The 26152-nt window shown below is 60.7% G+C and carries 15 protein-coding genes; 10 read left to right on the top strand and 5 right to left on the bottom strand.

What is annotated here, in order from left to right; translation table 11 throughout:
• Positions 1–65: 65 nt before the first annotated feature.
• The 6 genes from recC (at position 66) to C4J85_RS22810 (ending at position 11716) form a co-directional block, all read left to right on the top strand.
• Complete coding sequence (gene recC, locus C4J85_RS22835) at positions 66–3518, top strand: exodeoxyribonuclease V subunit gamma (protein ID WP_124410782.1); 3453 nt, start codon at positions 66–68, stop codon at positions 3516–3518.
• Positions 3515–7186, top strand: coding sequence for an exodeoxyribonuclease V subunit beta (gene recB, locus C4J85_RS22830; protein ID WP_124410781.1), 3672 nt, complete (start codon positions 3515–3517; stop codon positions 7184–7186). Before recC ends, recB begins: the two co-directional genes overlap by 4 nt.
• Positions 7183–9252: an exodeoxyribonuclease V subunit alpha gene (recD, locus tag C4J85_RS22825; protein WP_124410780.1), complete on the top strand. Its 2070-nt coding sequence runs from the start codon at positions 7183–7185 to the stop codon at positions 9250–9252. The genes recB and recD overlap by 4 nt, the downstream gene beginning before the upstream one ends.
• 142 nt (positions 9253–9394) lie before the next feature.
• The gene (locus C4J85_RS22820; protein WP_124410779.1) at positions 9395–9961 is read left to right on the top strand and encodes a YfiR family protein; all 567 of its coding nucleotides are present in this window, start codon (positions 9395–9397) and stop codon (positions 9959–9961) included.
• Positions 9958–11220 (top strand): diguanylate cyclase domain-containing protein, encoded by a 1263-nt coding sequence (locus C4J85_RS22815; protein ID WP_124410778.1) that lies wholly within the window; start codon positions 9958–9960, stop codon positions 11218–11220. The genes C4J85_RS22820 and C4J85_RS22815 overlap by 4 nt, the downstream gene beginning before the upstream one ends.
• 4 nt (positions 11221–11224) lie before the next feature.
• Positions 11225–11716, top strand: a complete 492-nt coding sequence (locus C4J85_RS22810; protein WP_124410777.1) for an OmpA family protein — start codon at positions 11225–11227, stop codon at positions 11714–11716.
• Between the two features lie 147 nt (positions 11717–11863).
• Here the strand turns inward: C4J85_RS22810 and C4J85_RS22805 are convergent, their stop codons facing one another.
• Entirely contained in the window at positions 11864–12811 is a 948-nt protein-coding gene (locus C4J85_RS22805) for a LysR family transcriptional regulator (protein WP_124410776.1), read from the bottom strand.
• A 125-nt stretch (positions 12812–12936) separates the two neighbouring features.
• Between C4J85_RS22805 and C4J85_RS22800 the strand changes: the two genes are divergently transcribed.
• From C4J85_RS22800 to C4J85_RS22790, 3 genes are all read left to right on the top strand, one after another.
• Positions 12937–14454: a CoA-acylating methylmalonate-semialdehyde dehydrogenase gene (locus C4J85_RS22800; protein ID WP_124410775.1), complete on the top strand. Its 1518-nt coding sequence runs from the start codon at positions 12937–12939 to the stop codon at positions 14452–14454.
• Between the two features lie 15 nt (positions 14455–14469).
• Positions 14470–15357, top strand: coding sequence for a 3-hydroxyisobutyrate dehydrogenase (gene mmsB, locus C4J85_RS22795; RefSeq protein WP_124410774.1), 888 nt, complete (start codon positions 14470–14472; stop codon positions 15355–15357).
• 341 nt (positions 15358–15698) lie between these two features.
• Positions 15699–16193 carry a C40 family peptidase gene (locus C4J85_RS22790; protein ID WP_124410773.1) on the top strand — a complete coding sequence of 165 codons (495 nt, stop codon included), beginning with the start codon at positions 15699–15701 and terminating at the stop codon, positions 16191–16193.
• A 45-nt stretch (positions 16194–16238) separates the two neighbouring features.
• On the opposite strand, the gene C4J85_RS22785 is transcribed toward C4J85_RS22790, so the two are convergent.
• From C4J85_RS22785 to C4J85_RS22770, 4 genes are all read right to left on the bottom strand, one after another.
• The gene (locus C4J85_RS22785; RefSeq protein WP_124410772.1) at positions 16239–16541 is read right to left on the bottom strand and encodes a hypothetical protein; all 303 of its coding nucleotides are present in this window, start codon (positions 16539–16541) and stop codon (positions 16239–16241) included.
• On the bottom strand, positions 16514–16870 hold the full coding sequence (locus C4J85_RS22780) for a DUF4398 domain-containing protein (RefSeq protein WP_124410771.1): 357 nt from the start codon (positions 16868–16870) through the stop codon (positions 16514–16516). Before C4J85_RS22780 ends, C4J85_RS22785 begins: the two co-directional genes overlap by 28 nt.
• The gene (locus C4J85_RS22775) at positions 16867–17262 is read right to left on the bottom strand and encodes a chemotaxis protein CheY (protein WP_124410770.1); all 396 of its coding nucleotides are present in this window, start codon (positions 17260–17262) and stop codon (positions 16867–16869) included. Before C4J85_RS22775 ends, C4J85_RS22780 begins: the two co-directional genes overlap by 4 nt.
• A gap of 126 nt (positions 17263–17388) precedes the next feature.
• Complete coding sequence (locus C4J85_RS22770; RefSeq protein ID WP_124410769.1) at positions 17389–18930, bottom strand: catalase; 1542 nt, start codon at positions 18928–18930, stop codon at positions 17389–17391.
• 425 nt (positions 18931–19355) lie between these two features.
• Here C4J85_RS22770 and C4J85_RS22765 point away from each other — a divergent pair, with 425 nt between their 5' ends.
• Positions 19356–26105, top strand: coding sequence for an Ig-like domain-containing protein (locus C4J85_RS22765; protein WP_124410768.1), 6750 nt, complete (start codon positions 19356–19358; stop codon positions 26103–26105).
• The last annotated feature ends 47 nt before the right edge of the window (positions 26106–26152 follow it).

The raw sequence follows: 26152 nt of genomic DNA, 5'->3' as shown, positions 1-26152 counted from the left end.
CTCATTGCAGTGGCCTTCAGTGCTAAAGTCCACGCCTCGATTCTTGCTTTTCCAAGGAAACCGTTATGCCGGGTGCGACGTCCCTCAGCGCTGGATTCATGGTGGTTCACGGTAACCGCCTGGACGAGTTGCGCAGCCTGGTAGTCAGCTGGATGCGTCGTTATCCCCTGGCGCCTTTGGAAAACGAAATCGCTCTGGTCCAAAGCAACGGCATCGCCCAATGGCTCAAGCTTGCCCTGGCCGAAGATCCGCAAGAAGACGATATGGGCGGCTGTGGCATTGCAGCAGCAATCGATGTGCAACTGCCCGGCAGCTTCATGTGGCAGCTCTATCGCATGGTCCTGGGTCGTGACGAAATTCCCCCTAAGTCTTTGCTTGATAAGGCACCGCTGACGTGGCGACTCATGCGCCTGCTCCCGCAGCTTATCGACCAGCCCCATTTCGAGCCGCTGCAACGCTTCCTGACTCACGACACCGACCTGCGCAAGCGCTACCAGCTCGCCGAGCGCCTGGCCGACCTGTTCGACCAATACCAGGTGTATCGCGCCGATTGGCTGGAAGACTGGGCCGCAGGGCGTCATCAGTTACGCAATGGACGCGGCGAATCCAAACCCCTTAACACTGCGAACTGTTGGCAGGCTGAGTTATGGCGCGCGTTGCTGCTCGACGTCGGCGCGCAGGGCATGGCCGAGAGTCGGGCCGGCGTTCACCAGCGTTTTATCGAGCGCATCAACACGCTCGAGCAAGCGCCTCCTGGCCTACCTTCCCGAGTGATCGTTTTCGGCATTTCATCCCTGCCCGCCCAAGCGCTTGAAGCCCTGGCGGGCCTGGCCCGTTTCAGCCAAGTGCTGCTGTGCGTGCACAACCCTTGCCGCCATCATTGGTCAGACATCGTGGCCGACAAGGACCTGCTGCGTAACGAATACAAGCGCCAAGCGCGCAAAGCGGGCATGCCAGTCACCATCGACCCACAAACCCTGCATCAGCATGCCCATCCGTTACTCGCCGCCTGGGGCAAGCAGGGCCGTGACTACATCAGCCTGTTGGACAGTTATGACGACCCCAACAGCTACCGCGCCGCCTTCCGTGATGGGCGTATCGATCTGTTCAGCGACAGCCAGCCCACCACGCTGCTCAACCAGCTGCAGGACGATATCCTGGAACTGCGCCCACTCGATGAAACCCGCGAACTTTGGCCTGCGGTCGACCTGAAGCGCGACTCATCCATTCGCTTTCACATCGCCCACAGCGCCCAGCGCGAAGTGGAAATTCTCCACGACCAGTTGCTTCAACGCTTCAGCGCCGACCCCACCTTGCGCCCTCGGGACATCATCGTCATGGTCCCCGATGTCGACAGCTACGCGCCGCACATTCGCGCGGTTTTCGGCCAACTGGAAAGAAACGACCCACGCTTCATTCCATTCACCCTGACAGACCAGGGTCAACGCGGCCGTGACCCGCTGCTGATCGCCGTCGAGCACCTGCTCAAGCTCCCCGACAGCCGCTTCCCCGTCAGCGAGATTCTCGACCTGTTGGATGTTCCCGCCCTGCGCGAACGTTTCGCCATCAATGAACGCGACCTGCCGACGCTGCACCGCTGGATCGAAGGCGCGGGCATCCGCTGGGGTCTCAACGCCGAACAGCGTGCTGGCCTGGGGCTGCCCGAAGCGCTGGAGCAGAACAGCTGGCGATTCGGCCTGAGGCGGATGCTGCTGGGTTACGCCGTCGGCACTGGTGTCGCGTGCGACGGCATCGAGCCCTACGACGAGATCGGTGGGCTCGATGCAGCGCTGATCGGCCCACTGGTTGCCTTGCTCGACGCATTAAACGACGCGCATCAAGCGCTGTCGCAACCAGCACCTCCCCAAGTGTGGGGCGAGCGTCTGCAACGCTTGATGCAGCAGTTTTTCCTGCCCAGCAGCGAGCACGATGACTACCTGTTGGGCCAACTCGAACAATTAAGAGAGACCTGGCTGGAAACCTGCGAGTCGGTCGGCCTGCAGGACGAATTACCGCTCACTGTAGTCCGTGAAGCGTGGCTAGCCGGGCTTGACCAAGGCCGCCTGTCCCAGCGCTTCCTCGCGGGTGCGGTCAATTTTTGTACCCTGATGCCCATGCGCGCAATCCCGTTCAAGCTGGTCTGTCTGCTCGGCATGAACGACGGCGACTACCCGCGTGCCCAGCCCCCGCTGGACTTTGACCTGATGGGCAGCGACTACCGGCCCGGCGATCGTTCCCGCCGTGAGGACGACCGCTACCTGCTGCTCGAAGCCCTGCTTTCCGCGCGCGACCAGCTCTATATCAGCTGGGTCGGCCGCAGCATCCGCGACAACAGTGAGCGCCCGGCCTCGGTGCTGATCGGCCAATTGCGCGACCATCTCGCCAGCGGCTGGCATAACGCCGATAGCCAAGAAGCCCTGATCGAAGCGATGACCCAGGAACACCCGCTCCAACCGTTCAGCGCCCGCTACTTCCATGAAGGCGACCCGCTGTTCAGTTACGCCCGCGAATGGCAGCTGCTGCACGAAGCGCCGGCCGCAATGGCCCACGACCACGCGCTGGCACCTCACCATCAGGAAGAACCCCTGAGCCTCGGCCAGTTGCAGGATTTCCTGCGCAATCCGGTAAAGCATTTCTTCAGCCAACGCCTGAAAGTGTTCTTCGAGGCTGCCGAAGTACCGCTGGCCGACGAAGAGCCCTTCGTCCTCGACGCACTGCAACGCTACAGCCTCAGCGACAGTCTGCTGAGCGCCGCACTGGCCCGGCCCGACCAGCTTGATCAGGCCCTCAACGCCCAAGCCTTGCGCCTGCAAGGCAGTGGCCTGCTGCCAATGGTCGGTTTCGGCGAATGCCTGCGCAACGAGCTGATCGAGCCGTTGCCGGACCTGTTGCAGCGCTACCAACACCTCCTGGCGCTCTGGCCAACCCCGCACGCTGGCGCGGAACCGATCAGTTTCGAGTATCAGGGCATCCAGCTCGAAGGCTGGATCAGCGGCCTGCATCGACGCAGTGATGGCGGATTGTTAAGCGTGACCACCATCCCCAACAGCATCGGTTCGATCAAGACGCGCAAGTGGCACCGGCTGATTCGCCCCTGGGTCAATCACGTGGTCGCCTGTGCGTGTGGCGTGCCGTTGAGCACCGGGCTGGTGGCCAGTGACGACACCTTGCTCCTGGCCCCACTGGACACCGCCACCGCGCAGCACATCCTCGCCGACCTGCTGCTCGCCTGGCACACCGGCATGAGCAAACCGCTGCCCGTCGCGGTAAAAACCGCCTTTGCCTGGCTCGGCCAGACCGACCCCGCCAAGGCCCACGCTGCAGCCAGCAAAGCCTACGAGGGCGACGGCATCACCACCGACGGTGAGCGCCGTGAAACGCCCGCGCTCACTCGTCAGTTCCCCGACTATGCGACGCTGGTCGCCAGCGAAGAATTCGAAGGTTGGTGTGAAACCCTGTATCGCCCCCTGATCAGCGCCCCCTGGCGTTCACTGTCCAGCGCGGAGGCCGGCGCATGAGTAACAAGCCCTTGGCCCTGGCCTTCCCGCTCAAAGGCAGCCAACTGATCGAAGCCAGCGCTGGCACCGGCAAAACCTTCACGATTTCGGCCTTGTACCTGCGCCTGGTCCTCGGCAACGGTGGTGATGAGTCCGGCTTCGGCCGCGAACTGCTGCCGCCGCAGATTCTGGTAGTGACCTTCACCGACGCCGCCACCAAGGAGTTGCGTGAACGTATCCGTATCCGCCTGGCCGAAGCGGCGCGGTTCTTCCGTGGCGAAATCGAGCCGCCTGACGCCTTGATCGCCGACCTGCGTAATCAATACCCCGAGGAGCAGTGGCCCGCCTGCGCCAATCGGTTGGACATCGCTGCGCAATGGATGGACGAAGCGGCCGTCTCGACGATCCACAGTTGGTGCCAGCGTATGCTGCGCGAGCACGCCTTCGACAGCGGCAGCCTGTTTACCCAGACCCTGGAGACCGATCACAGCGACCTGCTCGGTGAAGTGCTGCGCGACTACTGGCGCTTGTTCTGCTACCCGATGCACGACGACGCACTCAACTGGGTGCGCAACAACTGGGGTGGCCCGGCCGCGTTGATGCCACGGGTGCGCGCGCTGTTCGGCAGTGAGCGGCCCGCCGAGGACAGCCGCGAGCCGGCCGACATGATCACCGCCTGCCTGCAGGAGCGCCGCGAGGCGTTGACCCGCATCAAGGCGCCTTGGCTGCAATGGGCCGCCGAGCTGCGCGAGCTGTGCTTGCAAGCCGTTGCTGCCAAGGCGGTCGATGGGCGCAAAATGCAGGCGCGTTACTTCGAGCCCTGGTTCGAAAAAATCAGCGCCTGGGCCGCCGACGAAACCCTGGAACAACTGGATATCGGCACCGGCTTTACCCGGCTGACCCCCGACGGCATGGCCGAAGCCTGGAAAGGCGAGCCGCCACGGCATCCCGGCATCGACGGCATGGCCGGCCTTAAAGCCGCCCTTGACGCACTGCCAACCCCGGACGCCGCTGTGTTGCAACACGCCGCGTCCTGGGTGGGCAAGCGCTTCGAAGAAGAGAAGCGGCGGCGCGCCGAAATGGGCTTCGACGACATGCTGATCCGCCTCAACGCCGCGCTCCAGGCCGACGGTGGCGAGCGCCTCGCCAGTGTGATCCGCGAGCAATTCCCGGTGGCCTTGATCGATGAATTCCAAGACACCGACCCCGTGCAGTACAGCATCTTCGACAGCATTTACCGCATCGAAGAAAACCACCTGGACAGCGGCCTGTTCCTGATCGGCGACCCCAAACAGGCGATCTACGCCTTCCGCGGCGCGGATATTTACACCTACCTGCGCGCCCGGCAGTCCACCACCGGGCGCCACCACACCCTGGGCACCAACTTCCGCTCCAGCCATGCGATGGTCGAGGCGGTGAACCATGTGTTCCAGCGTGCAGAAACCGGCCGGGGCGCCTTCCTGTTTCGTGAGCCCGACGGCCATAACCCGGTGCCGTTTCACCCGGTGCTGTCCCAGGGCCGCAAGGAACAGCTGCAGGTCGACGGCCATACGCTGCCGGCGATGAACCTTTGGCACCTGCCCACCGACCAGCCGATTTCCAATGTGCTGTATCGCCAGCAACTGGCCGCCGCCTGCGCCACGCACATCGTCGCGTTGCTCAATGGCGGGCAGCAAGGCAGCGCGGGTTTTGTCAAAGACAACACCTTCAACGGCGTGCTGCCGTCAGACATCGCCATCCTCGTGCGAGACGGCAAGGAAGCCCAGGCCGTGCGCGCCGAGTTGGCGGCGCGGGGCGTGCGCAGCGTGTACCTGTCGGATAAAGACTCGGTCTTCGCCGCCCAGGAAGCCCACGATCTGCTGGCCTGGCTCAAGGCCTGCGCCGAACCGGACGTCGAGCGCCCGCTGCGCGCGGCCTTGGCCTGCGTCACCTTGAACCTGTCACTGGCGGAACTGGAGCGTCTGAACCAGGACGAGCTGGCGTGGGAAAGCCGCGTGATGCAGTTCCGTGGCTACCGTTCGATCTGGCGCACCCAAGGCGTGCTGCCGATGCTGCGCCGCCTGCTGCATGACTTCAAGCTGCCGCAAACCCTGATCGCCCGAAGCGATGGCGAGCGCGTGCTGACCAACCTGTTGCACCTCAGCGAACTGCTGCAGCAGGCGGCGTCGGAACTGGACGGCGAGCAGGCGTTGATTCGCCATCTTGCCGAGCACCTGGCGCTGTCGGGTCAGGCCGGTGAAGAGCAGATCCTGCGCCTGGAAAGCGATGAGCAACTGGTCAAGGTGGTGACGATCCACAAATCCAAGGGCCTCGAATACGACCTGGTGTTCCTGCCCTTCATCTGTTCGGCCAAACCGGTGGACGGCACGCGCTTGCCGCTGCATTACCACGACGAGCAGGGTAAATCCCACGTCAGCCTGCGGCCCACCGCAGAGTTGATCGCCCAGGCCGACGATGAGCGCCTGGCCGAAGACCTGCGCTTGCTGTATGTCGCCCTGACCCGCGCCAAACACGCCTGCTGGCTGGGCATCGCCGACCTCAAGCGCGGCAACGGCAGCAGCTCCGTGCTGCACCTTTCGGCGCTGGGCTATTTGCTCGGCGCCGGTGCACCGCTGGGGGAGTCCGCCGACCTGGCGCGCTGGTTGATGGCGCTGCAGGAAGGCTGCCCGACCATCAGCTATGGCCATGTGCCGCAAGCGCAAGACACTGTGTTTCATCCACCGCGCAACGAAGCCACCTTGCTGGCCCCGCTGCTGCCTAAACGCAAGGCCGCAGAAAACTGGTGGATTGCCTCCTACAGTGCCTTGCGCATTGGCGACAGCATGAGCGCCGCGAATCTCGAAGCGCCTGAAAGCCCACAGGCCCAAAAACTGTTCGATGACGAACGTCTTGATCCCGATGCACCACGGGAAGTGGCGGCGTCCGGCGGCGATATTCATCGTTTCCCACGCGGTCCAAATCCAGGCACCTTCCTTCACGGCTTGTTGGAATGGGCCGGTGAAGAAGGCTTCAACCTGAGCCCCGAGGCCATCGAAAAGGCCGTCGGCGCCCGCTGTAACCGCCGCCATTGGGAAGGCTGGATCGTCACCCTCAGCGCCTGGCTTGGCCACTTGTTGCAAACGCCGCTGCCTGTGTACGACGACCGCGTCAGCCTCAGCGCCCTGCAGCAGTACCAGATCGAAATGGAGTTCTGGTTCGCCAGCCATAAAGTCGACGTGCTCGCCCTCGACAAGCTGGTGTGCCAGTACACCCACCACGGCGTCTCCCGCGTGGCGGCCGAACCGGTGTTGCTCAACGGTATGTTCAAGGGCTTTATCGACCTGACCTTCGAGCACGACGGTCGTTATTACGTGGCTGACTACAAATCCAACTGGCTTGGCCCTGACGATTCGGCCTACACCCTGGAAGCCATGGAACAGTCGATCCTCGAGCATCGGTACGACCTGCAATACGTACTTTACCTGCTGGCCCTGCATCGCCAACTCAAGGCGCGTCTGCCCGATTACGACTACGAACGCCACATCGGCGGCGCCCTGTACCTGTTCCTGCGCGGTACGCAATCGGTGAGCCAGGGCGCGTATTTCACCCGGCCACCGCGAGAACTGATCGAAGGGCTGGACCTGTTGTTCCAAGGCAAGCCTATCCCGCCCAAAGCCGAGCCCGCCTGGGAACAAGGAGTGCTGCTATGAGCCTGTCGCCGTTACTGCCGCAAGAGCTGACACCTCTCAGTCGCGCCGCCGACCTGGTGCAATTACTCGAGCGTTGGGTCGAGCGTGGTTGGTTACGGGCCCTGGACAAAGCCTTCGTCGGCTTCCTGCATGAGCTTGACCCAGAAGCCGATCCCTTGGTGTTGCTGGCGGCGGCGTTGACCAGCCACCAATTGGGTCACGGCCATGTGTGCCTCGACCTGTTCGAAACGCTCAAGGCGCCGGACTTTGCCTTGTCGCTGCCGCCTGAAGGCGACCTGCAAACCGGCGCGATGCTGTTGCCGTCGCAATTGCTCGAAGGTTTAGACGGCGCCCACTGGTGTCATGCCCTGGCTGCCAGCCCCTTGGTCGCGCTGGCTGTCGATGGCAGTGAGTCGGCCCGAAGCCGTCCGTTGGTGCTGTCCGGAAAACGCCTCTATCTGCGCCGCTATTGGGCGTATGAACGGCGCATCGACAGCGCCTTGCGCCTGCGGCTGGCCAGCCACGAAAGCGTCGCCACCGATTTGCCGCAGCGGCTCAATGGTTTGTTCGATCAACCGGCGCCCGATGGCGTGATCGACTGGCAAAAACTGGCCTGTGCCCTGGCCACCCGTGGCGCGTTCAGCATCGTCACGGGCGGCCCCGGCACCGGCAAGACCACCACCGTGGTGCGCCTGCTCGCGCTGTTGCAGGCACCGGCTGTGGAAAGCGGCAATCCCTTGCGTATCCGCCTGGCCGCGCCCACCGGTAAAGCCGCTGCCCGTCTCACCGAGTCCATCAGCCAGCAAGTGCTGTCGCTGAAAGTGCCCGACACTGTGCGTGAAAAAATCCCGACCCAGGTCACCACGGTTCACCGCTTGCTGGGCAGTCGCCCGGGTACTCGGCATTTTCGTCATCACGTCGGCAACCCATTGCCGCTGGATGTGCTGGTGGTGGACGAAGCGTCGATGATCGATCTGGAAATGATGGCCAACCTGCTCGACGCCTTGCCCCCCCATGCTCGCCTGGTGCTGCTGGGCGACAAGGACCAGCTCGCTTCGGTAGAGGCGGGCGCGGTGCTCGGCGATTTGTGCCGCGATGCCGAGGCCGGTTGGTACAGCCCGGCCACGCGCCAATGGCTGCAAGCGGTCAGCGCTGAAAATCTCGCCGACAGCGGTTTGCAGGAGGACCTCGACGGCACTCATCCCCTGGCGCAGCAGGTGGTGATGCTGCGCTACTCGCGGCGTTTCGGCGAGGGCAGCGGCATCGGCCAACTGGCGCGCTGGGTGAACCAGCAGAACGCTGAGCAAGCGCGCAAGCTGTTGGCCGCGCGCAGTCATGACGACCTGTTCTGCCTCAGCCTCAAGGGCGAGCATGATCATGCCCTTGAGCGCGTGGTACTGGACGGGCAGGGCGCCGGCGCCCAGGGCTATCGCTATTACCTGAATCTACTGCACTCGGCGCGGCCTGCACTGGACACCCCGCGTGACGATCACACCTGGACCCACTGGGCGCAACAACTGCTGCAAGCCTTCGACGCATTCCAGCTGCTCTGCGCGGTGCGCAAAGGCCCGTGGGGCGTCGAAGGCCTGAACCTGCGCATCACCGCCGCCTTGCACAAGGTACGGCTGATCGAAGGCGACGAGCAGTGGTATGAAGGCCGTCCGGTGTTGATGACCCGTAACGACTACGGCCTGGGCCTGATGAACGGAGATATTGGCATCGCCTTGAAGTTGCCCGAAAGCGACGGCGGGCCCCAGGTGCTGCGCGTGGCTTTCCCGCGTAATGACGGCCAGGGGGGCGTGCGCTTCGTGCTGCCCAGCCGACTCAACGACGTGGAAACCGTGTATGCCATGACCGTGCACAAATCCCAGGGGTCAGAGTTCACCCATACCGCGCTGATCCTGCCGGACGCGTTGAACCCGGTGCTGACCAAAGAACTCATCTACACCGGTATCACGCGTGCCAAGCGCTGGTTCAGCCTTATCGAGCCCCGTGCCGGAGTCTTTGAGGAAGCCGTACGGCGCAGGGTCAAACGCTTGAGCGGGCTGATGCTGGAGTTGGACGCCACGCCCGCAGAAGCTGACTGAGTGGTCATGTAAGATTTCTGATTCAGATGACTGATTTTTCTGAAAAAATAGTCAGCCCCGCGAAAACCCCTGCGTCGTGGGATTTTCCGCCGCTGTGCTATCGTTGCGGCATCACCTTGAAATTTCTTGAGAGAATTGCTGCATGAACGTGGCTGTCTCGCTCACCGAGCGTAGTTTGAGCTGGAGACGCCTGCTGCGGGTGGCGGTGCTATGCCTGCTCGCCCCGCAGGCATGGGCTCAAACATCCAGCCCGGCTGAACAGCGCGCCCAGGCGGTGACCCAGGTCGTGCTCGGTATCCTCAGTTACGCCCGCTGGCCGGTGGAGCCTGCGCAACTGCGCTTGTGCATCGTCGGGCCCACCCAATACACCGACGACCTGATCAAAGGCACCACCCAGGCGACCGGCCGTCCGGTGACGGTGCGCCGCCTGCTGGCGAGCAATACCGATATCGTCAGTGCCTGCGACGCTGTTTACATCGGCAAACTCAGCGCTGACGAACGCAGCGCATTGTTTACCTCATTGATGGGCCACCCGGTGCTCAGCATCAGCGAAGGCGGTGACCAATGCACCGTGGGTAGCCTGTTCTGCCTGCGGGTGAGCGATGCGCAAGTGTCGTTCGAGGTGAACCTGGACTCCGTCGCCCGCAGCGGCGTACGCATTCATCCGAGCGTGCTGCAACTGTCGCGCCGGCGAGCACCGGCGCCATGAAGGCTGCTAAGGCACGGCCGACCCTGGGTTCGGTCATCGGCAGGGGGCACCTGATTCTGGCGTTGGTGGCGGTGACCCTGGCCAGTGTGTCCCTGACCCTGCTCGGCGTGCTGGCGCTGCGCGTGTACGCCGAACATAACCTGCACTTGATCGCGCGCTCGATCAATTACACCGTGGAAGCGGCGGTGGTGTTCGACGACAGCGCCGCAGCCACCGAAGCCCTCAGCTTGATTGCCTCAACCGAAGAAGTGGCCCAGGCCGAGGTCTTCGATGCAAGTGGCAAACTACTGGCGCAATGGGTACGACCGAACACTGGCATGTTGTCACGAGTTGAGCTGGAACTGGCGCATGCCTTGCTCGAGCAGCCCATCAGCCAGCCGATCCTCCATCAAGGGCAAACGGTCGGCAGCATCCACCTGACCGGGCATGGCGGCAGCCTGTTGCGCTTCCTGCTTAGCGGCCTGGCGGGCATTGTGATCTGCACCGCGCTCAGCGCCTGGGTCGCGTTGCACCTGGCGCGGCGCCTGTTGAACGGTATCACCGGGCCGCTGCAAAGCCTCGCCGCCGTGGCCCACGCCGCCCGCAGCGAGCGCGACTTCGACCGCCGCGTGCCCCCGGCGCAGATCGCTGAACTCGACAGTCTGGGCAGCGACTTCAACGCCCTGCTTGGCGAGATGGAAGCCTGGCAGAACCACCTGCAAAGCGAAAACGAAACCCTTGCCCACCAGGCCAGCCACGACAGCCTCACCGGCCTGCCCAACCGTGCGTTCTTCGAAGGCCGGTTGATTCGTGCCTTGCGCAGCGCCGCCAAGACCAATGAGCGGGTGGCGGTGCTGTTTCTCGACAGCGATCGTTTCAAAGACATCAACGATAACTTCGGCCACGCCGCCGGCGATGCGGTGCTGATGGCCGTTGCCGAGCGCGTGCGTGCACAACTGCGCGAAGACGACTTGGTGGCTCGGCTGGGCGGCGATGAGTTCGCCGTGCTGCTCGCGCCGCTGCACAAAGCCGAAGATGCACAGCGCATCGCCGACAAGATCATTGCCAGCATGGACGCGCCGATCCCACTGCCCGGCAACACTCAGGTGGTGACCTCCCTCAGTATCGGCATCGCTATTTATCCCGAGCATGGCGCCACACCCGGCACCCTGCTCAATGCCGCCGACGCGGCGATGTACCAGGCCAAACGGCTGTCTTCGGGCAGCCAGCAAACGGCGGAATCGGAGCATTCCGTCGTCAATGTCCAACACAGGAGTTGATCCCTTGTTTTCTAACCTACGCGTTCTATTCATCACCTTGCTCGTCGCCTGCCTGGCCCTCGGCGGCTGCCAGACCCCACCGGCCAAAGGCCTGACCCCGGCGCAGGTCACCGTGCTCAAACAGCAGGGTTTTGAGCTGACTGACGAAGGCTGGGCCTTCGGCCTGTCTGGCAAGGTGCTGTTTGGCAGCGACGTCGAAAGCCTCAACACGCCCAGCACCGACATCGTCGAGCGCATCGGCAAGGCCCTGGTGGGCGCAGGCATCGAACGCGTACGCGTCGAAGGTCACACCGACGCGTCGGGCAAAGAAACCTACAACCAGACCTTGTCCCTGCGCCGCGCCAAAAGCGTGGGCGAGGTGCTGACCCGGGTGGGCATGAAAGAACAAAACATCCAACTGCGCGGCCTGGGCAGCAGCGAGCCGGTGGCGGCAAATACAACCACGGCGGGGCGCACCGAGAATCGTCGCGTGTCAATCGTAGTCATCGCGGACTAAAGCATTTCCCCCACCTCAACCTGAAATGCACTCCAAATGTGGGAGGGTGCTTGCCCCCGATAGCAGTGTGTCAGCCAATACATCGGGTGACTGACACTCCGCCATCGGGAGCAAGCACCCTCCCACATTTGCGCTTGTGCGGTGCTATCAATCAGCAAACCGCATCTCCCGCGTTTCCCCCATCAACAACCCCCGATTCTGCTCCGTCACTTCCCGGATGTAGTCCCACAACAACGTAATCCGCTTCAACTTGCGCAAATCTTCCCGGCAGTACATCCAGAACTGCCGCGTAATCGCGATCTGCTCCCCCAGCACCGGCAGCAATCGCGGGTCCTGCGCCGCCAGAAAGCACGGCAATATCGCCATCGACCGCCCCTGCTGCGCCGCCACGTACTGGGCAATCACACTGGTGCTGCGCAGGCTGGCGCTGGCGCCGGGCACTACATTTGCCAGGTACAGCAGCTCCGAGCTGAACGCTAAATCATCCACATAGCTGATAAACGGATGCTCGGCCAAATCCGCCGATTTGCGGATCGGCGGGTGTTGGTCGAGGTATTGCTGGGTCGCGTATAACTGCAGCTTGTAATCGCACAGTTTGCAGCACACATACGGCCCGTGTTCCGGGCGTTCCAGGGCGATGACGATGTCGGCTTCGCGCTTGGACAGGCTGATGAAGTGCGGCAGCGGCAGGATGTCGACCGAGATCGCCGGGTAGGTATCGACGAAATGACTCAATTGCGGGGTGATGAAAAAACTGCCGAAGCCCTCAGTGCAACCCATGCGCACATGCCCGGACAGCGCCACGCCAGAGCCGGAGACTTGTTCGCAAGCCATGTGCAAGGTGCTTTCGATGGATTCGGCGTAGCCCAGCAAGCGCTGGCCTTCGGTGGTGAGCACAAAACCGTTGGTCCGGGATTTTTCGAACAGCAGGGTGCCGAGTGACACTTCCAATGAACTGATGCGCCGCGACACGGTGGTGTAGTCCACCGCCAGGCGCTTGGCGGCCACGCTGGCCTTGCGGGTGCGGGCCACTTCGAGGAAAAACTTCAGGTCATCCCAGTTCAGGGAGCCCAATGATGTGATGTTTTTTTGCATATTGGACCGGCTTTTATGTGCGTTCTTATTAGAGATTTGCACATCTATACTCCAAAAACAGTCCGAACGCCTCCTTCTTCAAGGCGATTCACTCTCTGCATAACAACAAGATTCCGGAGACCCTCATGAACGCATCTGCCGATATTTCCGTACAACAGGTCAAGTTGCTGATCAATGGCGAGTGGGTCGAGTCCAAGACCACCGAGTGGCAAGACATCGTCAACCCCGCTACCCAGCAGGTGCTGGCCAAAGTCCCGTTCGCCACGGCCGATGAGGTCAACGCTGCCATCGACGCTGCTCATCGCGCCTTCCAGACCTGGAAGCTGACCCCGATCGGCGCGCGCATGCGCATCATGCTCAAGCTGCAAGCGTTGATCCGCGAACACTCCAAGCGCATCGCCGTGGTGCTCAGCGCCGAGCAGGGCAAGACCATTGCCGACGCCGAGGGCGATATTTTCCGTGGGCTTGAAGTGGTGGAACACGCCTGTTCCATCGGCACCCTGCAAATGGGTGAATTCGCCGAGAACGTCGCCGGCGGTGTCGACACCTACACCCTGCGCCAGCCCATCGGCGTCTGCGCCGGCATCACGCCGTTCAATTTCCCGGCGATGATTCCGCTGTGGATGTTCCCGATGGCCATCGCCTGCGGTAACACCTTCGTGCTCAAGCCGTCCGAGCAGGACCCGTTGTCGACCATGCTACTGGTGGAGCTGGCGTTGGAAGCCGGTGTGCCGGCTGGCGTGCTTAATGTGGTACACGGCGGCAAGGACGTGGTGGATGCGCTGTGCACCCACAAGGATATCAAGGCGGTTTCGTTCGTTGGCTCCACCGCTGTGGGCACGCATGTCTACGACCTGGCCGGTAAACACGGCAAGCGTGTGCAGTCGATGATGGGCGCCAAGAACCATGCGGTGGTGCTGCCGGATGCCAATCGCGAGCACACCCTCAATGCCCTGGTTGGTGCTGGTTTCGGCGCTGCGGGCCAGCGTTGCATGGCCACCTCGGTGGTGGTGCTGGTGGGGGCGGCCAGGCAATGGTTGCCGAATCTAAAGGCGCTGGCGCAGAAGCTCAAGGTCAACGCGGGCAGCGAAGCGGGCACCGATGTCGGCCCGGTGATTTCCAAGCGGGCCAAGGCGCGCATCCTGGAGCTGATCGAAAGCGGTGTGAAAGAAGGCGCGAAGCTGGAGCTGGACGGCCGTGACATCAAGGTGCCGGGTTTCGAGCACGGCAATTTTGTCGGCCCGACGCTGTTCTCGGGCGTGACCACCGACATGCGCATCTACACCGAGGAAATCTTCGGCCCGGTGCTGGTGGTGCTGGAAGTCGATACCCTCGATGAGGCCATTGCGCTGGTCAACGCCAACCCGTTCGGCAATGGCACCGGCCTGTTCACCCAGAGCGGCGCGGCGGCGCGTAAGTTCCAGAGCGAAATCGATGTAGGCCAGGTCGGTATCAACATTCCGATTCCGGTGCCGGTACCGTTCTTCAGCTTCACCGGTTCCCGTGGCTCCAAGCTCGGCGACCTCGGCCCGTACGGCAAGCAAGTGGTGCAGTTCTATACACAGACCAAAACCGTCACCAGCCGCTGGTTCGACGACGATACAGTCAACGATGGCGTCAACACCACCATCAACCTGCGCTGACTCCGGGAGACGACCATGAAGATTGCATTTATCGGCCTGGGCAACATGGGCGCACCCATGGCCCGCAACCTGATCAAGGCCGGGCACGCGTTGAACCTGTTCGACCTGAACCAGACCGTGCTCAAGGAGCTGGCCGAATTGGGCGGCCGCATCAGCGACTCACCGCGTAACGCGGCCCAGGGCGCTGAACTGGTGATCACCATGCTGCCGGCCGCTGCGCATGTACGCAGCGTGTGGCTGAATGAAGACGGTGTGCTCGCCGGCATCGGCGAAGGCATTCCCGCAGTGGACTGCAGCACCATCGACCCGCAGACCGCCCGCGATGTGGCGGCCGCAGCCGCCAGGCAAGGTGTGGTGATGGCCGATGCCCCGGTCTCCGGCGGCACCGGCGGCGCGCAAGCCGGCACGCTGACCTTCATGGTCGGCGCCACCCCCGACCTGTTCGCCACCCTGCAACCGGTGCTGGCGCACATGGGCCGTAACATCGTGCACTGCGGCGAAGTCGGCACCGGGCAAATCGCCAAGATCTGCAACAACCTGCTGCTGGGCATCAGCATGATCGGCGTCAGTGAAGCCATGGCCCTGGGCGACGCGCTCGGCATCGATACCCAGGTGCTGGCCGGCATCATCAACAGCTCCACCGGGCGCTGCTGGAGTTCGGACACCTACAACCCGTGGCCGGGCGTGATTGAAACGGCGCCGTCGTCGCGCGGCTATACCGGCGGTTTTGGCGCCGACCTGATGCTCAAGGACCTGGGCCTGGCCACTGAAGCAGCGCGGCAGGCCAAGCAACCCGTGATCCTGGGAGCCGTGGCCCAGCAGTTGTACCAGTCGATGAGCCAGCGTGGGGAAGGGGGCAAGGACTTCTCGGCGATTATCAACAGCTATCGCAAACCGCAATAGAGCGTTCTCCGGGGGCCTGCTATGCATGGGCTCCCGGTTTTTGCGGCTCAGCGAGCCTTCTGGCCTGTTGTCGGCGAATCGCTCAGGACCATTGGGACAGCCCTGTCGCCATGAGATCTAGTCAGGTTCCCGATACGCGTTCATACACGGTAGGTCACCATTGCAGCCGCTAATGGGTGGGGTCCACGACAATATCCATTACTCCCGTTCGTCGATTCCTACACGCTTTTGGGTATGACTGAGACAAGTCTTATGTGATGGCCGTCGCCACCTGAATACTATTGCACCCCCAACCAACTTACCTCTATCTTTCGGTGCATAAAGTGTCAAAGTTTACATTAATGATTGTGTTCAGTTATTTGTTTTCGGACTATTTATTTGCTTCTACAAAACAAAACTCTTCTAGCAAGTCGACAGGCGCGAGCCAGGGTCAAAATGTTAATCCTGAATCGTCAGGCTATATGGATAATCTTATCAATCGTGCTCACGAGTTGATTGGCGTCCCTTACCTGTGGGGCGGTAATTCGGTGAGTAAAGGCTTTGACTGCAGCGGGTTGCTTGTTTATCTTTTTCGCAGTGAGGGCGGGATAAATATTCCCCGAACGACGTCCTCGATGCTCAGTTCAAAGGCTAAAACGGTTTATCGTGATGAACTGAAATCCGGAGACGCTGTTTTCTTCAAACACAACAGCGGCAGTCGCATGAATCATGTGGGGGTTTATATTGGCGATAATCGATTTATTCATGCACCCAGAACAGGAAAAAGCATTCGTATCGACTCGCTGAACAATAGCTACTGGAATAAAAGTTATTTCACCGCGAAGCGCTTTCATTGAGTGCTATCAAATAGTTTCCTGTTCAGGCAAGACCGTCGGCCGGCATTATCCTGGCCTCGAATAACCGGTCATGACCCTCCAAAAGTCCGTTCGCGGACTTTTTTTATAGCGGTATTTTTCTATACCCACGGCGCTGTTACCCGATTGCGGGTGGATAAAACCAGCCAAAACCCAGGCGATGATCTGCGCGTTTTCCTCGATGACCTCAAGCTGCCTGGATAGCTGAGCGGCCGTCGTTGTGACGCCCGCATCATTGATCCACCTCCCAAGGTCTTCAGTGGTGCTCTCCAGCGCTATGACGTTCATGTTCAGATGCTGAATCAGGGTGTGCAATAAATCGGTTTGCATTGCGTCTGTCTCTGTCGATTGATCGACCGCTCAGGTTTGCGCGTGGCTATTGCCTGTTCTGCAAGCGCAATCTTGTGCATGGCCAACTGCGACAGTCGGCTTACTTCAGGTGAGTCAATATCGGTGTTGGATAACAGGTCGGCCTTGATCAGCACGGCAAATGCTTCTCTGACTTCGCTGACGACTAATGTGAATGACTCAGGCTTGTTCTGAAGTTGTGTAAAAAGCTCACGGGCCTGTATGAGGTCAGGATGTGGCGTTGATTGAGCACATCCCGCCAGGCTCAAGACACAGGCGGTAAAGATGGGCAGGCAGATAGCATGATTCATTGGTCTGTAACGCCTGGGCGAGAGCCTTTGGCCCACGGCAGATGTCTGAGGCACGCAAAGGGGGAGGGCGGATCGATCTCCGCCATGAAATGCTCGATGAGTTCAAGAGTAGGCGGGGAATGCAAGCGGTCATACAGCAGCGTAGGGGGGACCTTGTCGGTACTTTGTCGGGCCAGCCGTGGGAAAGGGGGGTTAATGTTCGAAGCCAGGGCTTTGTTGGCAATCAATACGTCAAAATAGTCGATGAGACTGTGGTTCACGACGTGAAGGTCTTCGCTGCTTTGCAAGGCGAGAATCCGGTAGTAACCCAACGTATTCAGGCATTTCTCAATTTGGATCAACCGAGGCAGGCTGGTGTCCGCGATGAGTATTTTCAATTCCTTATCAGGCACGACGCCCCCTTTGTTCTGTGCTGTAGGTCACGCTTGCTTCTGTAGCCGCTGCCGACTCGGCAGCGGCTACAGAAGTAGAGGCGTTCGGGCTATGTGTCGATATCCAGGGGCATTGCTACCCATGACTCAGTCCGTCAAGTCAGCAGCCAGCAACTGAACGCGAGCAAGGTCGCCGTTGACGATCTTGGCCACGCCAGTGCCGTATTCGGTGTCAGCCTTGTACAAGAAGGACAGGATGTGGTGCTTGCTCTGGTCGTCCGCACTGGCGAGTGAACCGCCGAAACTTTCGATCAGGTTCTGACGTTCTTTTTTGCTGAATGAGCGGTACAGATCGCCCGCCTGCTTGAAGTTCTGCTCACGCTGGATCTTGACCTGCTGAGTGTTGCCCGACAGCGGTAGCATGCTGTAGCGAGCGCTGGTCGGTTCTTCTCGCATAAGTGAGCGGCTTGGCTGGTAGTTGATGCCGGTGGTGCTGCTGGCGGCGTTCATTGCACCGTCCTGGTTGCCGTTGTTGACGGCTTTTTTCGGCGCGTTGATCGGCAACATCTGCGCATTGGCGCCCAAGCGATACATCTGGGTATCGGCATAGGAAAACAAACGTCCCTGCAACAGGCGATCTTCCGAAGGCTCGATGCCCGGGATCAGGTTGGATGGGGCCATCGCTACTTGCTCGGTTTCCTGGAAGACGTTGGTCGGGTTACGGTTCAAGACCATTTGCCCGACTTTGCGCAGCGGTACGTCCGGCCAGACTTTGGTGGCGTCCAGCGGATCAAACTCGAAGTTACCCAGCTCCTGCGGCCTGATTACCTGGATATACAGATCCCACTTTGGAAAGTTGCCCTTATTGATATGGCTGACCAGGTCCTGGGTCATATGGCTGTAATCGGCCCCCTGTACCTGGGCGACTTCTTTAGGCGATAAATTGCGGGTGCCTTGCAGGCTCTTCCAGTGGAACTTGACGTAGTTCACCTCGTCCTTGTCATTGACGAACTTGTAGGCATGTACGCCGTTGCCGTCCATTTCCCGGTAACTGGCCGGGATGCCCGCATTGGAATACAGCTCGGTCAATGTGCGGGTCGCTTCCGGTACATGAGAGAAGAAATCGAAGCGGCGCGAGTCATCGTCAAGGTTGGTGCGGGGGTCGGGTTTGAACGCATGGACCATGTCCGGGAACTTGATCGCATCGCGGATGAAAAAGGTCGGGAAGTTATTGCCCACCAGGTCCCAGTTGCCATCGGCGGTGTAGAACTTGGTGGCGAAACCGCGCGGGTCACGCAGGGTTTCAGGGGAGTGCGTGCCGTGTACCACAGACGAGAAGCGGACGAATACCGGAGTGACCGTGCCGGAGGTAAACAGCTTGGCCTTGGTCAGCACGCCGAGGCTGTCGGTGGCGGTAAAGGAACCATGGGCCCCGGTGCCACGGGCATGCACCACGCGCTCGGGAATGCGCTCGCGGTCGAAGCGTTGCAGCTTCTGGATTAATTGCACGTCCTGCAGCAGCACCGGGCCGTAGGCACCGGCGGTTTGCGAGTTCTGGTTATCGCCGACGGCGGCGCCATTATCACGAGTCAGGTCCGCGCCCTGGGCCGAGAAAGGCAGGGCGCTGGTGGCGAGCACGCACGCCAACCGCAGCGGGGTGAATACATTGAGGAGAAAGGGAGCCTTCATTCGGGATTCCTGGCTATTGATGAGAAAGCGACCCTCCAACCGACAGTGTGTTGCTGGGACAAGGGCTAGGCCGCGATACGTGGTAGGAGCGTTACCTTTTTAGGCTCACTCAGAACGCATCACCGTCAATGTAGGACTTGTCTCAATTTCCGATAATTGAGTGTTCATTTATTCCGCGGACAAAGGTGTGTACGTGAACTAAGACGTCCATCGTCGAGTTTGAAAAGTGCCATGTGTAAGTCAGTAGTTGCCGTATTGCTCGTAGGATTATTCCGGGTTTTGGGACATGTCTCATATCGACAGCGTTCGCCGGTCGTCAACATTCGTCCTATTCCTGGGTGCCGCTTTCGAATGGGTGTCCAGGGAAAATTCAGACGTGCCGAAACACCGGCACGGAGACTAACCTGACGAATGAAGGCATCACTTTGAACACAAACGCAGTGAACGTCGCCGTGGTGGACGGCAAAACAATTACCGAATCGGTGGAGCTTCGCACCACCCAACAGGGCGCCCCTGTGCGCATCAAAGCGGTAAAGGATGGCAAGTACATTCTCGCCGAGGGCGGTGAAAAACCGGTTGCCCCCGAGAACCTGACCATCAAGCGCGTCGGCAACGACCTGCATGTGGCCACTGAAGGTACCGACCCCGACCATTCGCAACTGATCATCGAAGGCTTCTACGAGCACCCTGGCCAACTGGTCGGTGTGGCGGAAGACGGTGCCTACTACGAGTACATTTCGTCTGACGCTGAAAGCGATCACGCTGCAGCCTTTCTGGCCGATGGCGTTTCCTCCCCGCAAGTGCTGGGTTCCGAGGAGCTGGTTGGTTTTGGCGAAGGCCTGATTGCTGGTACTGGCCTCGGCTGGTTCTGGCCCGCTCTGCTGGGCCTGGGCGCGTTAGGTCTGCTGGGTGCGGCTTACAAGCTGGCCCGCGACGATGACGACAACAAGCATCATGAAGAAGGCGGCAAGCCTGGCTTGGACACCCCTGTCATTGGCGGCGCCACTGACAACGTTGGTGCGGATCAAGGCCCGATCAAAAACGGCGGCGCCACCGACGACACCACGCCGACCTTCGGCGGCACCGGTACGCCGGGCAATATCATCATCATTGAAGACAACGGCAAGCCGATCGGCGAAGTCGTGGTCGGCGACGACGGCAAATGGGAATACACCCCCACCACGCCATTGCCTGAAGGCGAGCACTCGATCATCGTTGTCGAAAAGGACAAGGACGGTAACGTCAGCGGGCCATCCGACGAATTCGATTTCATTGTCGACATCACCGCGCCGGGCAAATCCGCCATTGACGCGATCACCGATGACTTCGGCGACCAGACCGGCCTTATCGCGCAAAACGGTCTGACCGATGACAACACCCCGACCCTGAGCGGTACTGCCGAGGCAGGCGCCAAGCTGGAAGTGTTCGCCAACGGCGAAAAAATCGGCGAGACCGTGGTTGAAGAAGACGGCACCTGGTCATTCACCCCATCGCCAGCCCTGGCGGACGGCGAATACAGCTTTACCACCGTGGCCACGGATGCAGCCGGTAACGCTGGCCTGCCCTCCGACCCGTACATCGTAATCATCGATACCATCGCGCCGGTCAAGCCAGGCATCGGTACCGGTGGTATTGAAGAAGCTATCGACAACGTCGGCCCGATCACCGGCGACATCGGCAACGGCGGCGTGACCGACGACGGTACCCCGACCTTTGGCGGCGGTGGCCTGACTCCGGGCGATACCGTGACCATCATCGACGATGGTGTGGAAATCGGCGAAGTCATTGTTGGCGACGACGGTCGTTGGGAGTTCACTCCCGACCCTGCCCTGATTGAAGGCCCACACCCGATCACCGTGATCGTGACTGACCCGGCCGGAAACAAAAGTGAGCCGTCGGATCCGTACATCGTGATCATCGACACTACCGCACCCGTCAAACCAGGCGTGGGTACCGGTGGCATCGAAGAAGCCATCGACAACGTAGGCCCGATCACCGGCGACGTCGGCAACGGCGGCACCACCGACGACGGCACCCCGACCTTTGGCGGCGGCGGCCTGCAACCTGGCGACACGGTTACCATCATCGATGATGGCGTGGAAATCGGCGAAGCCATTGTTGGTGACGACGGTCGTTGGGAGTTCACTCCGGACCCAGCCCTGATTGAAGGCCCACACCCGATCACTGTGATCGTGACCGATCCTGCCGGTAACGTCAGCGAGCCATCCGATCCGTACATCGTCATCGTTGACACCACTGCCCCGGTCAAGCCAGGCACCGGTACCGGTGGCATTGAAGAAGCCATCGACAACGTAGGCCCGATCACCGGCGACGTCGGCAACGGCGGCACCACCGATGACGGCACGCCGACCTTTGGCGGCAGTGGCCTGCAACCTGGCGATAAAGTCACCATCATTGACGCTGGCGTGCCGATCGGCGAAGCCATCGTTGGCGATGACGGCCGTTGGGAGTTCACCCCGGACCCAGCCCTCGTGGACGGTCCACACCCGATCACCGTGATCGTCACCGACCCGGCTGGCAACGCCAGCGAACCGTCGGATCCGTACATCATCATCGTAGACACCACGGCCCCCGTGGCCCCGACCATCGACAGCGTGTTCGATGACCAGGGCGGCTCCACCGGCAACATCATGCCGGGCGACATTACCGACGATGCCCAGCCGGAAATCAGCGGCCAGGCCGAGCCAGGCAGCACCGTAATCATCTACGACAATGGCCTCGAAATCGGTCGCGCGCCGGTCGGTACCGATGGTCGCTGGACCTTCACTCCGGCTCCTCCGTTGCTCAATGGTCCGCATGACCTGACGGCCAAAGCCGAAGACGCTGCCGGTAACATCAGCGATCCTTCCAACAGCGTCGACTTTGAATTGCTCGCAGGCGGCACACCACCCGCGCCAAGCATCACTGGTGTTCACGATGACGTGGCCGATATAGTTGGCAACGTCATGCCCGGCCAAAGCACCAACGACACCGAGCCACAAGTCAGCGGTACGGCCCAGGCCTTCTCCACCGTGACCCTGTTCGCCAATGGTGTGCCAGTCGGTAGCGTTGTCGCCGATGCGTTGGGTAACTGGACCATCACCCCGGCGCCGGCACTCACCGCAGGCCTGAACAACCTGACCGCCACCGCCACCAACTCGGTCGGTAATACCAGCCCATCGACCGGCAATTACCCGATCACCGTGGACACCACCGCACCTGTGGCGGCGGATGCCAGCCTGCTCGAAGACAATGTCGGCGCCATTGTCGGCCCGATTGCCGACGGCAGCACCACTGACGACAGCACCCCGACCTACAGCGGGACCGCCGAGGCAGACACCACCCTGATCATCTATGACAACGGTATTGAGATCGGCCGTGTGCCGGTGGACAGTGCTGGTAACTGGAGCTTCACTCCGGCACCTGCGCTGGCTGACGGCCCGCACAGCTTCAGCACCGTGGTGGTGGACGCTGCCGGCAACCGTAGCCCGGAAAGCACGCCAATCGACTTCACCGTCGATACCTCGGCCGTGGCCATCAGCATCGAACAAGCGACGGATAACGTCGGCCCGATCCAGGACCCGCTGTCCAGCGGAAGCATCACCGATGACGCCACACCGACGTTGAATGGCCAGGCCACCCCAGGTTCGACCGTCAATATCTACCTGGACGGCAACTTGCTGGCGACCGGTGTGCCGGTCATTAACGGTCGTTGGGAATACACGGTTACGCCGGCCTTGCCGGAAGGCAGCTATGCCTTCACAGCCACAGTTGTGACCGTAGCCGGTGGCGAAAGCGCACCGACTGCCGACTTCAACCTGGAAATCGACTTGACCCCTTCGGCGGCCCCGACCATCGAAGACGTGCGTGATGACGTCGGTTCGGTCCAGGGTTCGTTGCTCGATGGCGCCACCACCGATGACACCACGCCGACCCTGTCGGGCCGCGGTGAAGCGGGCGACACCATCATTGTGCGCAACAACGGCGTTGAAATCGATCGCGTCACCGTTCAACCGGATGGCACCTGGAGCTTCACGCCGAACCCGCCGCTCAACAATGGCTCGACCAACGAGTTTGATGTGATTGCGCAGGATCCGGCCGGTAACCAGAGCGCGCCGTCCGATTCGTGGACCGTGATCATCGACACCGTGGCCCCCGTGGCCCCGACCATCGACAGCGTGTTCGATGACCAGGGCACTTCCACCGGCAATATCCTGCCGGGCGACATCACCGACGATGCCCAGCCGGACATCAGCGGTCAGGCTGAGCCAAACACCACCGTCGTCATCTATGACAATGGCCTCGAAATCGGTCGCGCGCCGGTCGGTACCGATGGTCGCTGGACGTTCACTCCGACTCCGCCACTGCTCAACGGTCCGCATGACCTGAGCGCAAGGGCCGAAGACGCCGCTGGCAACATCAGCGATCCGTCCAACAGCGTCGATTTCGAGCTGGTTGCCGGCGGTACACCACCCGCGCCGAGCATCACCGGCGTTCACGATGACGTGGCCGATGTAGTTGGCAACGTCATGCCGGGTCAAAGCACCAACGACACCGAGCCACAGGTCAGCGGTACGGCTGAGCCGTTCTCCACCGTGACCCTGTTCGCCAATGGCGTGGCAGTGGGCAGTGTGATTGCCGATGGCGCAGGCAACTGGACTATCACCCCGGTACCAGCACTGACCCCAGGCCTTAACAACCTGACCGCCACCGCCACCAACGCCGCCGGCAATGTCAGCCCGCCAACCGGTGATTACCCGATCACCGTGGATGTCACTCCGCCTGCGGCGGCAGATGCCAGCCAGTTGGACGATAACGTCGGCGCCATCGTCGGCCCGATCGCCAGCGGTAGCACCACCGATGACAGTACCCCGACCTACAGCGGTACTGCCGAGCCGAACACCACCCTGATCATCTACGACAACGGTGTGGAAATCGGCCGTGTACCGGTCGATGGCGCAGGTGACTGGACCTACACCCCGGCCCCTGCCTTGGCTGACGGTCCGCACAGCTTCAGCACTGTGGTCGTGGACGCCGCGGGTAACCGTAGCCCGCAAAGCACGCCGATCGACTTCACCGTCGATACCTCGGCCGTGGCTATCAGCATCGAGCAAGCGACGGATAACGTCGGCCCGGTCCAGGATCCACTGGCCAGCGGCAGCGTTACCGATGACAGCACACCGACATTGAATGGCCAGGCCACCCCAGGTTCGACCGTCAATATCTACCTGGACGGTAATCTGCTGGCAACCGGTGTGCCGGTCATCAACGGACGTTGGGAATACACGGTTATGCCGGCCTTGCCAGAAGGCAGCTATGCCTTTACCGCCACCGTGGTCACCGCAGCCGGTGGCGAAAGCGCGCCGACTGCCGACTTCAACCTGGACATCGACCTGACGCCTTCGGCGCCGCCGACTATTGATGATGTAACCGATGATGTGGGCGCCATCCAGGGCTCGTTGCCTGATGGTTCCAGCACCGATGACACCACGCCGACCCTGTCTGGCCGTGGTGAAGCGGGCGACACCATCATTGTGCGCAACAACGGCGTTGAAATCGATCGCGTCACCGTTCAACCGGATGGTTCCTGGAGCTTCACGCCGAACCCGCCGCTCAACAATGGCTCGACTAACGAGTTCGATGTGATTGCGCAGGATCCGGCCGGTAACCAGAGCGCGCCGTCTGATTCGTGGACGGTGATTATTGATACCGATGTCCCAATCGCCTCGGCGGTTGTCGAGAGTATGGGTAAGGACAGCGGTGCGGACAGCGGCGATTTTCTCACCAACGATGGCAGTGCTGGGCGTTTGATTCAGGGCTCTTTGACAGCGGCATTGGTAGCCGGAGAGAAGGTTCAAGTTTCCACCGACGGTGGTGCTACCTGGCTTGACGCGTTGATGAACGCCGATGGGAGCTGGAGCTTCCTCGATCAGAACAGCCAGACCGGTGACTGGACCATTCAGACTCGAGTTGTGGATCTGGCGGGGAATGCCAATACAACGGAGCAGTCTGTCATTCTTGATACAATCGCACCAAATCCGCCTACTGGGATTCTGGTGAGTGGAACTACAGCAACAGTAACGTTTGTCGGGGGAGATGTTAATGTTGGCGATAAGATCCAACTTGTCGTTGATGGTGCTCGTGTTCTTCATACACTGACTTCGGAAGATATTTCGGCAGGTACTGTTGATTTTGCAATTGCTCCTGGGTCGTTGGATGTTAGTGCTGCTGTAATTGATCAGGTCGGAAACTACTCAGGCTATTTGAGGGAGTCTTTTACAGAAACATTTAATGATCAGGTAGTGGCGGGCCCATCTACAAGTTTAGACCTTGAAATGATGACCATTAGCTCCACTTCGGCCTCAATTGAAGTTGTTAATAATATCAATATGCCGACCACGAGTGTGTGGCTTCATAATGCGATAACCACAATTACTTTGGATGCTCCGTCGACAGAGATCGGATTTCAAATGGTTGGGGTTGAGGGTAATAATGTTGTGCAGATATTGAGGCCTGATGGTAGCGTCTTGGACTCTGTAATGATTTTGGCTGGAGCAAGAGATTTCAATTACGTTGCCCCACCTGGGGAGCAAATTGGCTCTGTAGTTCTTAATATAAATGATCCCGTGGACGGGATTCAGATTGACAATATTAAAGTGGAGGGGCGAGTTCTGGATATTCCTGTAGTGCAGTCTGTGGGTGACCATGGAGAGTATTATGGGTCCAGTGCAGATAACTTCTTTAATGTCTCTGATGTAAGTGTTCTAGATAATGCTGATAGTGCCATTCTTGGTGGCGCAGGTATTGATACGTTAAACCTGGCTGGCACGGGTCAGCTCTTGGACCTCACCGCCATCGCCGGCAAGCTTGAATCGATCGAAATCATCGACCTCACCGGCACCGGCAATAACACCCTGAACCTCAATCTGGGCGATGTTCTGGAATTGGGCGAATCCTCGATCTTCACCGAAGACGAGTCGGTCCAGATGATGATCAAAGGCAACGCCGGCGACGTCGTCAACCTCGACGACCTGTTGGCTGACGGTACCGACCCGGGTGATTGGGCAGGTCAAGGCCAGGTGATTGTGGAAGGCGTGACGTACAACGTGTTCCAACACTCCTCACTCGATGCCCAGCTGCTGGTGCAAGACGGGGTAACCACCAACCTGGTGTAAACGCGAACACCGTGCGCAGGCCTGGCCTGCGTACGGCTTGCGTTGCC

This window comes from Pseudomonas sp. R4-34-07, assembly GCF_003852375.1.
Classification (GTDB): domain Bacteria; phylum Pseudomonadota; class Gammaproteobacteria; order Pseudomonadales; family Pseudomonadaceae; genus Aquipseudomonas.
The sequence above is the reverse complement of the archived record's forward strand: the minus strand, read 5'-3'. Positions and strand labels throughout refer to the sequence as shown.

Excerpts from the sequence above, each read along its gene's own strand:
- recC (WP_124410782.1), top strand. The coding sequence starts at position 66 with ATGCCGGGTGCGACGTCCCTCAGCGCTGGATTCATGGTGGTTCACGGT.
- recB (WP_124410781.1), top strand. The coding sequence starts at position 3,515 with ATGAGTAACAAGCCCTTGGCCCTGGCCTTCCCGCTCAAAGGCAGCCAA.
- recD (WP_124410780.1), top strand. The coding sequence starts at position 7,183 with ATGAGCCTGTCGCCGTTACTGCCGCAAGAGCTGACACCTCTCAGTCGC.
- C4J85_RS22820 (WP_124410779.1), top strand. The coding sequence starts at position 9,395 with ATGAACGTGGCTGTCTCGCTCACCGAGCGTAGTTTGAGCTGGAGACGC.
- C4J85_RS22815 (WP_124410778.1), top strand. The coding sequence starts at position 9,958 with ATGAAGGCTGCTAAGGCACGGCCGACCCTGGGTTCGGTCATCGGCAGG.
- C4J85_RS22805 (WP_124410776.1), bottom strand. The coding sequence starts at position 12,811 with ATGCAAAAAAACATCACATCATTGGGCTCCCTGAACTGGGATGACCTG.
- C4J85_RS22800 (WP_124410775.1), top strand. The coding sequence starts at position 12,937 with ATGAACGCATCTGCCGATATTTCCGTACAACAGGTCAAGTTGCTGATC.
- mmsB (WP_124410774.1), top strand. The coding sequence starts at position 14,470 with ATGAAGATTGCATTTATCGGCCTGGGCAACATGGGCGCACCCATGGCC.
- C4J85_RS22790 (WP_124410773.1), top strand. The coding sequence starts at position 15,699 with ATGATTGTGTTCAGTTATTTGTTTTCGGACTATTTATTTGCTTCTACA.
- C4J85_RS22785 (WP_124410772.1), bottom strand. The coding sequence starts at position 16,541 with ATGCAAACCGATTTATTGCACACCCTGATTCAGCATCTGAACATGAAC.
- C4J85_RS22780 (WP_124410771.1), bottom strand. The coding sequence starts at position 16,870 with ATGAATCATGCTATCTGCCTGCCCATCTTTACCGCCTGTGTCTTGAGC.
- C4J85_RS22770 (WP_124410769.1), bottom strand. The coding sequence starts at position 18,930 with ATGAAGGCTCCCTTTCTCCTCAATGTATTCACCCCGCTGCGGTTGGCG.